This window comes from Termitidicoccus mucosus, assembly GCF_038725785.1.
Lineage (GTDB): Bacteria > Verrucomicrobiota > Verrucomicrobiia > Opitutales > Opitutaceae > Termitidicoccus > Termitidicoccus mucosus.
The window spans coordinates 5,237,365-5,251,907 of record NZ_CP109796.1 but is presented as its reverse complement, the minus strand read 5'-3'; the positions used below and the strand labels follow the sequence as shown (position 1 = coordinate 5,251,907).

Genomic DNA, 14,543 nt, shown 5'->3' with positions numbered 1-14,543 from the left:
CTCGGCGGGACGCCTCGCCCTACCTTATATTCATAATATGATATAATATTTTTTTGGAGAACATGCGGCCTGTCGCATGCGGGCGGTTCATTTGGACAGGCTGTCCTTGACATCCGTCAGCCATTCGAGGTTGAAGCGCGCGAGGGAGACGTATTTGTTGGCGTTTTCATACAGGCAGAGGATCGTGCCGTCCGGAAGCATGGCCAGGTCGGAGTAGGAACTGTGCGCCGGCTCGATCACCTTCGAGGCGGGCCACGATTGGCCTTCGTCGTAGCTGAGTTTCACCGTCAGGTTCACCCGCGCCCGGCCGCTGCCCGAGCGGTTCGGCCTCAGGTTGACGCGGCTGTCGGGATTGCAAAAGAGGATGCGGCTTTTGTCCGGGGCTCCCGAAATCCGCAGCGCGCTGCCGAAGCAAATCGGCGAATACAATTCCTTGTTCAACTCCGGCTTGGTCCAGCCCGTCGCCCCGTCCGGGCTGCGCGAAATCGCCTTGCTGTAGGCGCCGGGCTCGCCGTTGCGGATGACAAACATCACGCCGCCGTCATCCATCGGGACCGCCACGGTCTCGTTCATGTTTTTCAGCGTGTCGGGGAGAATCTCCCCGCACTGCCAGGTTTTGCCGTGGTCGTCGCTGTAGATTGACGCGGTGACCGACGGCTGGTGCGCGCGCCCGTGTCCCGAGGCGAGCGGCTGGCCGGCGGCCAGCCAGACCGGGACCACGAGCCGCCCGTTTTTCAACTGGATGCCGTGGCCGGGGCCGGGGGCGATCACCGTCCAGTCGTATTTTCCCTTGAACGCGCCGAGTTGCGGCGTGATTTCAACGGCGGGCGAAAAGGTTTTTCCGCCGTCGGTGCTTTGCATGTGATAAACGCGCGCGTAATCCACCTGATGGAGGAAATGCACCGCCTTCGTGTCGCGGTCCCAGATCAGCACGGGATTGTCCGCCACCTCCGTCCCCGCGTCGGCCAGCACCGTGACCGGCCCCCAGGTTTTTCCGCCGTCGCCGCTGCGCCTCATGATCATGTCGATGTCGGCCCAGTCTGAGACGCGGCTGCGCCTCGCGGTCACGGCGAGCACGGTGTTGTCCGGCAGGGCCAGGATGCAAGGGATGCGGATGGAAGGGTAGCCGCCTCCCGCCTCAAACAGGATTTGCTTCTCGATAAACGGATATGCGGCGCCGCAGAGCACCGGCCATAGGAACGGAAGCAAGCACAGGACGTATAATAACAGCGAGCGGCTTTTCATGGGTGGTTTCTTGTTTTGGGTTTCTCTGCGAAGGGGGCACGGTCATCGGCCAAGAATTTCGGCGAGCGGGATTTTCTGGAAAACCATGTCGGCGCCGGCGGCCTCGTAGAGAATGCCGATGGTGTTCTCGTCAACCGATGTCATGCAGGAGTAGCCGCCGCGAAGTCCCTCGCTGAGCATGATCCAGTGGCGCCCGGGCCAGGTTGCGCCGCTGTCGAAACTGGCCTTGATGGTCATTTTTTCGCGTTTGTCCTTGGAGTTCGGATTGGAGAAGAGCAGGACGCTTTTTTTCGCGCCACCGGCATCGGTGTAGTCATGGCGGAGGAGCGAGCCCATGCAACCGGGGTCAACGAGCGCGCGGCGCGAAGTGGGGTGCTCCGTCCAGGTTTTGCCGAGGTCGCGCGTGACCACAACCGCGCGCGTGCCGCGGCGGCGGGCGTTGAGCATGATGGAGCCGTCGTCGAGCTGCGCGACCTGGTTTTCGCCGGCGGCGAAGCCGGGCGCGCCGATGGCCCAGGCGGCGCCGTCGCGGCTCCAGATGATGGTGGCGAAGGCGCGGCCATTGGCGTCGCGCCCTTCGACGGGCATGACGAGCGTGCCATCGCGCAGGGTGATGCCGCGCCCGGGCGCGGGGGCGAGCAGCCACCATTTTTCGTTTTTGAGGGCGCGGGTGAGGTTGCCGGGACGCGACCATGTCTTGCCGTCGTCAACGCTCTTTGCCATGATGAATTGCGAGGTTTGTTTCACGTCGAGGCCGGGCTGGGAGCCGTTCTCGCGCCACTGGTGGTTCCAGTTGGTGGAAGAGACGGTCAGCCCCTCGATCCAATGGCCGTCGTCGTCGAGCACGCCGTGCATCCAGCAACCCGCTATATAAATATCACCGGTGCCGGTGTCCGCGAGGATGCAGGCATCGCTCACGCCGTTGAACTTTTGCGGGAGGCCGCCCCAGCGGCCCACGTCGAGAGCGACGCGCATGGGTTCCCAAGTCTGCCCGCCGTCGGTGCTGCGGCTCAGGCCGATGTCAATGTCGCCTTGCAAGTCGCGATCCTGGTTGCGGCGGGCGTCGTAAGTGGCGAGCAACGTGCCGTGCTTCGTAGTGACGAGGCCGGGGATGCGGTGGCGCATGACGCGGTCTTCGCCGCCCTGGCGGAGCGCGACACCGAGGCGCAGGCCGGGCGCGGGCATGGCGGCGCCGGCGACGCGCTTCCCGCTGATTTGCAGCCACGCGCACGAGGCGTTGACGCGGTTGAGCAGACCGGCGGACGGCTTAAGCCGGATGGAAAGCTTGAATACGCCCGAGGCGTTTTTCACCACCTGCGCCCCCTCGAACACCATTTCCCCGGGGGCGGGGGCGCGTTCGGGACCAAAGGGACGGTTTTTTTTGTCGCGACCCTCGTAAAACAGGCGGAGCGAGGCGATGTCGTCGAGGCTGGTCGTCCCGTCGAGGTTGACGGCGATTTTCTCGACCGTGCACGAGAGCACGCTGTCGATCCGGATTTCGAGCACGGTGTTGTTTTCCGCCAGTGTCAGCACCGGCGCCTCGCGGCGCGAGAAACGAGCCTCGACCTCCTTCGCGCGGACGGGCGCCGCGACAGCCAGGAGGAGCAATGACATGACAGCCAGACTGCGGGTGGGCATTGGTTTATTTTTTCACCGGGTTATATAATTTGGTCCCGCGCGCTCACCTGACCACGGGGAATTGCGAGATCCTCAGCGTGGTGCAGCCATACGGGACCAGGATGATTTCTTCTTCGGGTAGTTTCCCGGCGGAGCCGGGATTTCCGCCGGAATGGGGAATCGGGCCGGACATTTCATTATAGAGCGACCAGTGGGGAATCTCGCGCGCCCTGGCCTTGATTTGCACCGGCGCGTTTTCAAGATTCCAGAAATAACCGGCCTTTTGCCTGGAGGGATCAACCGCGACCTCGAAATGCATCGCCGTCTTTTTCCTGTCGAAATTGATGATGCCGTAGTTCCATTTGTCGGGCGAGGTCACCTCATAATACATGTCGCCAAAGCGCGGCGACTCGCCGGGCGGGAACGGTCTTTCCGTCCATTGCTCCCGCATCCGCAATGCATACACCAGCGGTCCCCGTTCCACCGCGACGGAGTTTTCATACCATGTGCTGACGGACACCTCCATGGGCAGGCTCAGCTCCACGACATCGCCGTTTTTCCACGCCCGGCGGATCACGGCGATTTCCCCGGCCCGGGCCGAGCTCTCCGGCCTGCCGTTGACCGTGAGGCCCGCCTTTTTGCACCAACCGGGAATGCGCAGGTGCAGGGGGAATGTTATTTCATCGCGCGTCCCATCCTCGATCCACACGGAAAACCGGATCTTGTCGTCCATCGGATAATAAGTATCCTCGATGATTTTTATGCGACAGCCGCCGCCCACCCTAGCGGACACCTCCGACGGTGAATAAACCAGCGCGGCCAGTCCGTTGTCCGGCGTGGCGTGCCAGAGATTCTGCGTAAGTTTCGGCCAGCCTTGGTGCATGTTCGAGGCGCAGCAGGGATATCCGGTGAGCAGGCCGAAAACAATATCGGTCGCGTCGTTGTTGACATTGAAGTTTCGCACATGCCGCGTCGCCATCACCTGGTTGGCCTGCTGGAAATACTGCTTGTGCATGAAGTCGTCCGTGACCTGCGCGGGCAGCGCGTTGAAGGCGATCCGCTCCAGATGATCGGCAAAGGCCATGTCGCCGGTGATGCCCAGCATGGTCTCCAGCGAATACATCAGCTCCACGGCCGAACAGAGTTCCGAGCCCTGCGTGGGATTGGCGCCGTGGAGAGCCTCGTCGCCGCCATACATGCCCTGCGCCTGCCCGTTGAACCGGCGGAGGTCGGCAAACGCCTTTTTCACCGCGTCGATATATTTTTTCTCGGGGTGCTGTTGATAATAGATCACGGGCTCCTTGATGCCCTGGGCGAGGTTGACGCCGTGGATGCTCCCGACCCGGGAAAGAATGTCGCCCGCGAGAAACGCGCCCGTGAAATCATATCCCTGCCGGTGCAAAAGATCGGCCAGCTCCAGCAGGAAACCGTCCCCCGTGATATTATACAACCAATACACCGCCTGAAGATTGTCGCACACCCGATACTCGGCCCAGAAGGTCCATTTTCCCAGCGGCCTTTCCGGCAGGGTTTTTAATTGATACCGGAAATATTTTGTCATGAACGCGACGACACGCGGATCGCCGGTCGCCGAATGATGTTGTTGCAGGATCTTCAGGACCACCATGCGCGGCCACCAGTCCGCGGCGTTTTTCCTTTGCAGGCCGGATTCCGGCCCGTAGTCCCTGGCCGGCCCGAAAAAGCCGTCATCCTGCTGGCTGGCCAGCGCCCACTCCACCCATGGCCGCGTTTTTGCCTTCAGCGCTTCGTCGTCCAATATATAAGCCAGCGGCAGCAGCCCGTCTATCCAATAGGGGCCGCGCTCCCACTGGTCGCCGTCGCCCCCGAGCCAGCCGTTGCGCGGGCCCATCACTTGCGGATAAAGAACGTCCATCCGGCCGGTGGCGCCCGCCTGCTGCCGCCTGAGCATCTCCAGCAGCCAGCCCCGGGCCTTGACGCTGCCCAACGGCAGTTCGACAAAAGGCTTCCTTACCAAGGGGGCGCGGTTGTTGGGATAATCGCCTTCCCCGCCGCGGCAGGCATGGCCCAGGCAAGGGCTCACCACCAGAATCAATGACAACAGCAAATATTCATGTCTCATGGCATGCAATCTCAAGGGGTTCGTCGCGGGGCGCCGGTCGCGATTTCGATGATTTCGGCGTTTTGCCCGCGAGGCGCGACCGCGAAACAGAATAATGGCAGAAGCCGGAGAAATGCGGAGATTTTGGCCATTAGAAGCTCGTGTCAAGAGCGATGGTGGTGGAACGCGGCGCCGCCCACTGGACGCGGACATTGTAGGAGGCCAGGGCGTTGAACTCATCCGTGGCGTTGGTGACGTTGATGCGGGCGGTCATGCGCACCTTGCCGACTTTGAAACGATAGGCGGCGCCGAGGTTGACGTTCAGGAAGCTCGGAACCTTGTAGGGCGGCTCCGCGCGGATTTCAGTGGTGTAGGGAATATATTGGGACAGCATGGTGTCGCGCCACTGAACCCCAAAGGTGAATTCCAATCCCTTCACCGGGCCGGAATTGAACTTGTAGGTGTTCAGGATGGAAACGGCGTGCAGGGGTGTGCGATAATGGCGTTTTTCGAGCGGCTTTCTGGTGTTGCTGTCGAGCGGGGGCTCCATGTTTATGCAATGCGTGTAGGCATAACCGCCCAAGACCTGCCAATTGCGCGTGGGATTGGCGTTGAAAGTCAGTTCGAAGCCCTTGCTGTGCAGGCCGGCGATGGTGGTGGTTCCCCATCTTTCCTGGGGCACGCCGTTTTCATCAATGTAGAAAATCAGCCCGTTTTGCGGCACGTTCTCCTGGAGGATGTCGAAGTAGCTCAGCGTGACGTGAACCCGGTTCCTGTAAACATATTTGACACCGCCTTCATACTGGGTGCCGGTCATGGATTTGAGCCTCGGTCCCTCGGGGTATTCGGTGCGGTAGTTTGGCTGGAAGGAGGCGTTGTTATTGAAATACAAAGTCCATGCCTTGTTCTCGGTGAGATGGTAAACCCAGCCGAGGCTGTGGGTGAGCGGATGCTCATAGAAAACGTCGTAACGCCTGTCCGTTACCCTCCGGTCGTTCTCGCTGGTGGAAAAACGGTTGTATACAAGGCCGCGCCGGTTCTCAATGCGCTTTATGTCAACATAACGCAGGCCGAACTGGATGAACATGCGGTTTTTGAGGAGCGACATGAGGTCGCTGAAATAATACGACGTGCTCTGGGTCGAGATGCGCTCATTGATATTGACCCTGGGCAGGTTGCTGCCGATGGACGGATCCTGCTGGGCGATGATATCGTAGCCGTCCGCATTCGATCCCGTCACCACAAACGGCTGAAGCCCGCCCGAGGTGTAAGGCACATGGCCGGGGACATGGCTGAGGATGTTGGCCGCGCCGATGCGAAGGGCGGTGGTCTCCCTGAAATTGGGATCAGTCCAGGCCCACGTCTGGGTGGCGCCATTGTAAGTGGGTCGGTTATACAAAGTCTGCAAACGGAGGGAGTCGGTGACCAAGTCTTCCCAGCCCCAGCCGATGATCACCTTGTGGTTCAGGAAGCCGGTCTTGACATCGTTCATGGCAAGCTCGGCGCGCGCCCGGTAGTTGTCGTATTTCTGATACCACTGGCGGTAATAGCGGGAAACGTAAGGCTGCCCGTCCACGATCGCGAAATACTGGGCGTCGGCCAGGGTCTCGAAGTTGTCGGTCTTTTTGTTTTCCGAATTATACAGGGCGCGGAAATAGATCTTTTTCGTGAACTCGTGGCGGTACTCGGCGTAAACGATGTTGTTGTTGTAGATGCGCCGGTCGTCCAGCTCGCACATCCAACGGCGCACGTCCACCGGGTAGCGGACGTCGTCGAGGGTGATTTCGAGCGGGTTGTTGTCGTGCAGGGCGAACTCGAGGTTGCTGCCCACGTCGCGCTCGTAGGTGCGGGTGTATTCGGCGATCAGGGTGTCGCGTTTGGTGATGTTCCACAGCAAGGCGGGCGAGAGCACCCATTGCCGCCTGGGATAACCGCGCCAGCCATCGCCGTCGCCCCACATGCCGTTGAAGCGGAAAGCCAGTTTCTTTTTGAGAATGGGGGCCTGGGTGTCCAGTTGATATCTGAAATATCCGCTGTCGGTCAGGCTCGACCTCATCCAGGTGGCATACTTGCCCTGGGGTTTTTTCGAAGTGCGGCTGATGGTGCCGCCGAAGGCCCCCTGGCCGTAGAGCACGGCGTTGGGTCCCTTGAGCACCTCGACGCGCTGGGTGTTGACGAGCGTTTGCGAACCGAAACCGCCCGCCTGCTCAAAGCCATTCAAATAATTCGCGCCGGCACCGGGCGCGGCGGCACCGCCCATGCCGCGCATGGAAAAGGAATCGCCCTCGTTGAAGGCGGTGACGGTGGGGTCGTACAGGACAACGTCGGCCACGCTTTCGGCCATGATGTCCTGCATGAATTCCTGGTTGAAAACGACGATGTTCTGCGGGATGTCGGCAATGGCGACATCCATGCGGGTGGCGCTCTCGGCGTTGGTCGAGATGTAGCCGACATCGCGATCCTCCCTTACGTCAAAGACGCCCAATTGGATGATCTCGTCGCTTTCCTTGGGGGCCGCGGCCGGCGTCACATTATTGCCCGCAGCCTGGCCGGGAAGCAAGGGCATGGCGGCGGGCAGGATGAACGCGGCGAGGCAGGCAAACAGGCCGGAGAGTTTGGCTTTCATATTAAGAAATCGGGTTTGGGTTGAGGTGTGGCGGGGACGCTTACCAGCTCCAGCGGATGATGGCGTTGAGGTTGTGGCGGACATGGTCCTTGGCGGACTCGCATTCGTAATCGAACGAGAAGACCGACGACTTGGTCACGCCGACGCGCAGGCCCGCGCCGACGACGATGCGATCACGCGAATAGACATCGCTGAGCACCTTGAAATAGTCTTCGTAAACATACATGTCGGCGAAGACGACGTTCAGTTCGGTTTGCTCGTCGTTGAGGGCGGCACGCCAGCCGGCATGGAGGGTGAGCATGGCGGGCTGTTTCCAGACGGTCTCGAAAGAATGCGTCAACTGCGCGCCGACGAGGCTTTCGAGGCGGTCTGCCTTGAAATCATCTATAAAAATCGCGCCGGGACCCTTCTCGGCATGATCCTTATAGGCGTAGCGCATATAGTGGAGCCCGGCGAAGGGCCTGACGCCGCCGTTCTCCCATGTGCGCAGCACCATGCCGGCCTCGGCGCTCGCGCCGAAGATGATGGCCCGGTAGCGTCCGGTCACGGCATCCTCGGCGCGGGTGGTGTCCGCCCTGAATGCACCGCCGGACACATCCGCCAATATGTAGAATTTTCCGAAACGGGCCGAGCCATAGGCCCCGATGTGGGGCATGATGGCGTCGGTGGTGGCATGGTTGTCGGTCTCGAGGTCGCTGTAGGAGTAGCCGGCGTGGAGACCGAGCAGGTATTTTTCGAGGTAGATTTTGTCGAAGCCGATGGCGGCGCCGTAGGTGGTGTCCTTGTAACCGATGCGCGTGGCATTGTCGTCATATTGGCCGACGCTGCCGATTCCCTTGATCCAGAAGCTGCTTCCGGGGCTGTCGCCGCCGGGCTCAAACTCGGCCAAGGGCATGAGAAAGTTTTCGGTGACGCGCGAATGGACGGTGGAGACAACGGCGCTCATGGCGTCGAGGCTTACGGCGATGTCCTTGCCGGGATTGCCGGCGCGGTTCATGTTCATGCAGATGAGGTTGTTGTCTTCATCGGCATACACGCGGAAGACGGCATTGTTGGGGCCGGCATCGACCACGAGCGTATAGGGATCGAGGACGAGACCTCCCTCGGCATGAATGAGCGTGGTGTAGCCGGAGGTGAGCCGGGAAAGAATAGCCAGCCGGGCTCCCTCCTCGATGGTGACTGTGCCGGAAGTGGCAAGCATGGTAAGGACGCCGGCAACCCGCGGACGGCTGAAGCCAAGGGCTCCTCCATCCTGCACGAGCACGTTTCTGGCGGTGATGTCCGGCACGGTCAGATGGAGGGCTCCGCCATCCGCCACGGTGACATCCGAACCGGCGCCGCCAAGCGCCCCGGCATGGGCGGCAACGAGGGTGGCGTATTGCTGGACGCGGACGGAATTCAACGTGTTGGCACCGGCCAGCGTGACGGGTCCCCGGTTGGGGTTGGAATCATTATTGGGGACGGAGACGGTCAGGGAATTGCCATTGAGCGAGCCCGCAAGGATGCCGGCCGGCGCCGGAGCGCCCGCCCCGGATTGAGAATTATATACATACAGGTTAAAGTCCCCGAAGTTAATATTATTGTTGACGGTCACGTCCCCGGCGATTGCCACCGACCTGTTGTCGGCCAGAACATTGAGCGCCCCGCGCCCCAGCGACTGGTCGTGATACAATGCCAGGCCGCCATCCGCGAGATCGGTGGCTTCGTGGGTATTGGCCCCGGCCAGAATCAATGTGCTGTTCCCGGTTTTCACCAGCCTGCCGCCGGTGATATTCCCGTTGAGGCGAACGTGTCCGTTGACCGTCGAGATCGCCGCCGCGCCCTCGATTGCGATTTCATTATCCATCTCCTGGACCGCGGAACTGTCGATGGCGCCAGTGCCCCTGACGCGCAGAGTCGTGGCCATACCCAACGCGAGAACCCCGCCGGAGGTTCTCAATTGGCCGCCGCGCTGGATTTCGATCTCCCCGCCGCGCAATTCGACGCCGTCCTTGAAATCATTTATCCCGTCGTTGTTGAACACCAAAGTGCCGGAGCCGGTTTTGACGAGTTTGCCCAAGCCGCCGGTCTGGACGGCATTCTCGGCTTCCACCCAATCCTGCCAGGCGGAGGCGATGATGCCGCCAGTGCCGTTGAACGTGAGAATGCCGGAGCCCGCCACCTCCATGTTGGACACGGGCAGGCTGCCCTCCAGCGTGACGGTGCCGCCGGCACCGGCGAACTGCACCGTGTCGGCCGCGGAATATTGCGTGATGGAGGCGTTGTTCAGCGCCTCCCAGTTGTGCTCCGCGTCATTCCATGTCGCGCCGGCGGAGCCCGTCCATTTCATGGCGCGCGCGGTGTCGGTGACAAGATTCACCACGAGGTCATCGGTGTAGCCGCCGTCGCGCACGATGGCCTGGCGTCCGCTGCCGGAAACGACCAGGCCGTTGATGGCGTAGCGCAAGGTGTTTTCCCCGTTGGCGGTGAGGGCGCCGTAATTGTTGCCGAGGCGATACACGCCCGACTTGAAGGATTGCAGGTTGATGGTGTTGGTGCCGGAGGTGACAAGCGTGCCCGTGACGTTGAGCTTGGCGGCGTGCGTGCCGCCGAAGGCGGCATACGAAATGGTCGCGTCGGTCAGGGAAAGGGTGCCGGTGATGGTCAGGCCGCTTGTCTGGCGGTCACTCAAGCCGACCTGGAGGGTGGAGCCGGCGGTGGCGTTCACGACGGTCGGGCCGGCGTCGGGAGCGGTGGTGTTGCTGGTCGAATATATCCATGTGGCCAGCGTGCCCGCGCCGCCGAAAACCGCGCCGGACTCCACTGTGGTAATGCCGCCATACTGGGCCTCGTCATTGCCCAGCAGCAGGCGACCGGCGGCCACGGTGGTGGAGCCCCGCCAGTAAGAGTTGTCGGCGTTGAGAATGAGGTCGCCTTCGCCTGACTTCAGGATTCGGGACCCGGCATTGTTGGCGACAAGGGTATCGTAAGCCCGGCTGGCAGCGTCGGCGGCGCCGATGGTCAGGCTAACGCCAGCGGCAATGTCAAACTCGGTCAGGCTGGCCCCGTTGACGAAAAGGAACCCGCCGCCCCTGGCCAACGCGGTGAATGCCGGCGTGTTGTCGACCACCTGGGGGTCGTTCATCGTGATCGCCGGATCCGGTTGGTTCACGCTGTTGAGGTTGCCCGCAAAATTGCCCGTATAGAAATAACTGTTGGTGCCGCCGCTCTCCGTCATTTTGAAAAGCACTGTCCCGGACGATTGATTGCTATACACGGCCCCCCCGCGAAATCCCGCCCAGTTATTGGTGAAGGTCACATTATTAAAAATGGCCGTCGCCCCGTTGGCGGCCACGGCAATCGCCCCCGCGTAACTCCTGGCGCGGTTGGAATCCACCACCACATCAGTCAGCGATACGTAGGAGGTCGCGGCATACGAACTGATGGCGCCGGTGTGGTCGCCGGCGGCAAACGTGTTATAAATGCCGCCGCCCTCCATGATGAACGTGCCGGAGACGCGCGAGAGGCCGGTGTTGCCGAAGCCGCCGTTGTTTTCGAAAATCACATCCTTCAGATAGACGGAAGCCGTGGCTTGTTGCGCATGAATGACACCGCTCACGCCATCGCCATTATCATCCGGATCGGGAATGGGGGTTTTCCCGCCGCGGTTGTTTCTGAAGATGCCGTTGGTGATGCTCAGGGTTGAGCCCGCGCCCATGGTGAAAACGCCGCCGATGCCCTGCGACTGGATGTTTTCAAAAACCGTCAGCCCGGTTTGGTTCAATGGCCTGTAAGTCAGCGAATTTCCAACTATCGACATGAATCCGGGGGCGGACGCATAGGGACCGAATCGGGTGTGGGTGATGGTGACGCCGTCGGCGATTTCATACAGGTTGTCACCAATATTCACCAACGGGGCGGCCCCCTCGCCGATCAGCACCCTGGTGTCCTCGGTGATCACATCGGCCCTTGCGGGCGGGAGCAAGGCGGTGCTGGCAAGGGCGGCGGAGAGGAGTTGGGCGGCCAGCCGGGCTGGCGCGGGAAGGAAGAGGAATTTCATGGCAGTGTCTTGTTTTTGTTATTGGTCAAAGGGCGAAACGCACGGAGACAGGAATCAACGCCCGGCCCCGCGCGAGAGGACGGGGTCACCAAATAAAGCGCACGGCGGCTTCGAGTGTGTGCCGGTTGAACTCGCTCCCGAGCTCGAAGTCGTAGCCGAGGGAGAAGTCGGATTTTTCGGTGAGGCCGAAGCGCAATCCGAGTCCGATGAGGAGGCCGTTGCGGTTGTATTGGTCCACCGCGATGGCAAAGTTTTCGTCCGGCGCTCCGCCGAGGAATCGGCCGGTGGTTTTGATGGGCGAGTCCTTGAGGGACCCGCGCCAGCCGATGCGCCCGTCGATCACGCCGGGCTTCTTCCACGGCAGGGTGATCTCCTGCGTGACTTGCAGGCTGACGAGGGATTCCAAGTATTCGATGTCGAAGCCGTCAATAAGGACCGAGCCGGGACCGGTCTCGTCCTGATTGCGGTAGCGCAAGCTGGTGTAATGGAGGGCGACGGCGGGTTTGATGGCGCCCTTGTCCCAGGCGCCGAGGATGGTGCCCGCCTCGATGCTGGCGCCGTAGATGGACGTCTTGTAGGCGCCGGTGGCGTAGCCGGTTTGCTCGAAGCGGGAGGTGTCGGCGTCCATGGAGCCGAACATAAGATCGGCGGCGAGATAAACGGTCCCAAAACGAAGGGCGCCGTAGGCGCCGCCGAAAGGAAGGGTGCCTTCGTTTTCAGAGAGGCGGTCATCGGTGCGGATTCTGTTGCTCAGGCAGCCGACATAGGCCCCGGCGAGGAATTGTTCGGAGACTTTCCGGTCGAATCCCGCGACAATACCATAGGTGTCGTTGGCATATCCGGTCTTGCCGGCGTTGCTGTCGATGGTGCCGTGGACGTAGTCGGAGGGGCCGGTGTTGCCGTCATAGCTGGCGTAGGAGCCGATGCCCTTGAGCCAGAAACTGCCTGCGGGACGATCCGTGGCGAAGAGAAAGCCCTCGCTGACGCGGGAGTAGATGGCGTTGCCGGCGGCGGTCATGGCGTCGAACATGGCGGCGATGTCCTTGCCGGGATTGGCGACATAATTCAGCGCGCCGAAGCTCACCGTGCCGGCATCGGGATCGATTTTGAAATGGAGGCGCCGTTCTCGATGATGGCGGAGTCAACGGTCAGCATGGGGGAGGTGTTGACGCGCCACATGGGATTAAAGATGAGCTTGCCGCCATTTTTGACCTCGAGGGTGCCGGCGACGGTGCCCAACGGGCTGATGCCGAGCTCGCCGCCGGAGCCGATGGTGACGGCGGCGGAAACGCCGCCGAGCGCGCCGGTGGAGGAAGCGGTGATCCTGGCGCCGCTGCCGACGATGAAACGCTGGAGGGTATTCGCGCCGCCGAGCGCGAGCGTGCTGTTGGTAAACTCAACCGTATCGCCGCCGAGCGTGTTGTTCACGGCGCCGGCCGTGACGCCGCGGAACTCAAGCACGGCCGACGGGGCAATCGTGACCGCCGCCGTGCCGATCGCCCTCGCGCCGTTGGAGCCGGTGGCAAAGACACGCCCGCTGTTGATCGCGAGTCCCCCGCTGAAGGTGTTCGCGCCAGCGAGGCCGACCTCGCCGTTACCGCCCGCCACAACCGCGCCCGCGCCGCTGATGACGCCGGCGAGGACGCTGTTGCTGCTCGTGCCGGAATCAATGGCAAGGCCGTTTCCACCGATGGCGATCGCGTTGACCACGGTGAGGTTGTTGCCTTCAATCGCGAGCTTCACGTCTGCCGCGGTGACGGTGAGCGCGCCCGTGCCCAAAGCGTGGCTGTGACCGATGCCAAGCTCTCCCGCCGCCAATTCGGTGCCGCCGGTGTAGGCGCTGGAACCGGTGAGCGAAAGACGGCCCGCGCCGGTCTTGATCAATTTTCCACTTCCGGTGATGCCGCCTGAAAAGAGGCCGCCGGCGGCGGTATCGACCGTGAGGCTGCCGGTTCCCATCATGATACTGCCCGCACCGGCGAGATTTTTCACGGTCTGCGCGAAACCGTCCATGTCGAAGACCGCGCCGGCCTTCACCTCCACGCCGCTGCTGGTGGCGATCACGTTGGCCGCGCCGGCCCTGAGGGTGCCGCTGGAAAGGGTGGTGGCGCCGGTGTAATCGTTGCCGGCATTGGTCAGCGTGACGGCGGCGCTGCCGGTCGCCCGGATATCGAGCCCGCCCGGGCCGGTGATCTTGGCCGACAGGTTGGAGTCGGTGCTGCTTCCGTTGTCGAGGATGAGTGTCTTGCCATCGAGGATGCCGATCTCGGCCAGGCCGTAGCCCATGTAAACACCATTGCCCTCGCCGGAGCCGTCGGTGACCACGGACGTGGTGTAATTGTAGCCGGCGCGGGCCACGGTGTCCCCGCTCTGCGTGATGTTCACATACGCTGGCGTGGGGATGGCGCTGCCGTCGGTGCTGGTCAGCACGATGGTGCCCGCGCCGGTGATGGTGGTGGCGGCGACAAGCCTGGTGCCGCCGACGCCGTTGTCCAGGTCCAGGATGTTGGGATCGGGCGGGACGGGGGGATTGACGATGTCGGCGAGGAGGGCGCTGGTGTCGAGACCGATGCTGCTCACGCCCGATTGACGCCCTCGCCGGGCCGTCGGTGACCACGGACGTGGTGTAATTGTGCCGCCGGCGCACGGTGTCCCCGCTCTGCGTGATGTTCACATACGCTGGCGTGGGGATGGCGCTGCCGTCGGTGCTGGTCAGCACGATGGTGCCCGCGCCGGTGATGGTGGTGGCGGCGACAAGCCTGGTGCCGCCGACGCCGTTGTCCAGGTCCAGGATGTTGGGATCGGGCGGGACGGGGGGATTGACGATGTCGGCGAGGAGGGCGCTGGTGTCGAGACCGATGCTGCTCACGCCCGAGCCGAGGTCGAGTGTATCCACGGTAAGGATACCATCGGGGTTCTGGCCGTTCATGCCGAAA

Annotated in this window: 7 protein-coding genes and 1 pseudogene; all 8 read right to left on the bottom strand. The window is 62.1% G+C overall.

The genetic code is table 11. The features are described 5' to 3' along the window. Positions 1-87: 87 nt before the first annotated feature. Complete coding sequence (locus OH491_RS18220) at positions 88-1,245, bottom strand: sialidase family protein (RefSeq protein ID WP_068770196.1); 1,158 nt, start codon at positions 1,243-1,245, stop codon at positions 88-90. Between the two features lie 42 nt (positions 1,246-1,287). After that, positions 1,288-2,859 (bottom strand): exo-alpha-sialidase, encoded by a 1,572-nt coding sequence (locus tag OH491_RS18215; protein ID WP_084442318.1) that lies wholly within the window; start codon positions 2,857-2,859, stop codon positions 1,288-1,290. A gap of 67 nt (positions 2,860-2,926) precedes the next feature. After that, positions 2,927-4,963, bottom strand: coding sequence for a beta-L-arabinofuranosidase domain-containing protein (locus tag OH491_RS18210; protein ID WP_068771076.1), 2,037 nt, complete (start codon positions 4,961-4,963; stop codon positions 2,927-2,929). 130 nt (positions 4,964-5,093) lie between these two features. Then, a complete protein-coding gene (locus tag OH491_RS18205) occupies positions 5,094-7,568 on the bottom strand; it encodes a TonB-dependent siderophore receptor (RefSeq protein WP_068770198.1) in 2,475 nt (824 codons plus the stop codon). A gap of 40 nt (positions 7,569-7,608) precedes the next feature. Next, positions 7,609-11,607, bottom strand: coding sequence for an autotransporter domain-containing protein (locus OH491_RS18200; protein ID WP_068770199.1), 3,999 nt, complete (start codon positions 11,605-11,607; stop codon positions 7,609-7,611). A gap of 85 nt (positions 11,608-11,692) precedes the next feature. Next, entirely contained in the window at positions 11,693-12,691 is a 999-nt protein-coding gene (locus tag OH491_RS18195; RefSeq protein WP_342750625.1) for an autotransporter outer membrane beta-barrel domain-containing protein, read from the bottom strand. Continuing rightward, positions 12,688-13,491 carry an autotransporter-associated beta strand repeat-containing protein gene (locus OH491_RS18190; RefSeq protein WP_342750624.1) on the bottom strand — a complete coding sequence of 268 codons (804 nt, stop codon included), beginning with the start codon at positions 13,489-13,491 and terminating at the stop codon, positions 12,688-12,690. Before OH491_RS18190 ends, OH491_RS18195 begins: the two co-directional genes overlap by 4 nt. 231 nt (positions 13,492-13,722) lie before the next feature. Beyond that, positions 13,723-13,893, bottom strand: a pseudogene (locus OH491_RS28220) (hypothetical protein); the annotation flags it as partial. Between the last annotated feature and the right edge of the window lie 650 nt (positions 13,894-14,543).

Bases quoted from the DNA above. Each gene is read 5' to 3' on its own strand.
- OH491_RS18220 (WP_068770196.1), bottom strand. From the start codon at position 1,245: ATGAAAAGCCGCTCGCTGTTATTATACGTCCTGTGCTTGCTTCCGTTC.
- OH491_RS18215 (WP_084442318.1), bottom strand. From the start codon at position 2,859: ATGTCATTGCTCCTCCTGGCTGTCGCGGCGCCCGTCCGCGCGAAGGAG.
- OH491_RS18210 (WP_068771076.1), bottom strand. From the start codon at position 4,963: ATGAGACATGAATATTTGCTGTTGTCATTGATTCTGGTGGTGAGCCCT.
- OH491_RS18205 (WP_068770198.1), bottom strand. From the start codon at position 7,568: ATGAAAGCCAAACTCTCCGGCCTGTTTGCCTGCCTCGCCGCGTTCATC.
- OH491_RS18200 (WP_068770199.1), bottom strand. From the start codon at position 11,607: ATGAAATTCCTCTTCCTTCCCGCGCCAGCCCGGCTGGCCGCCCAACTC.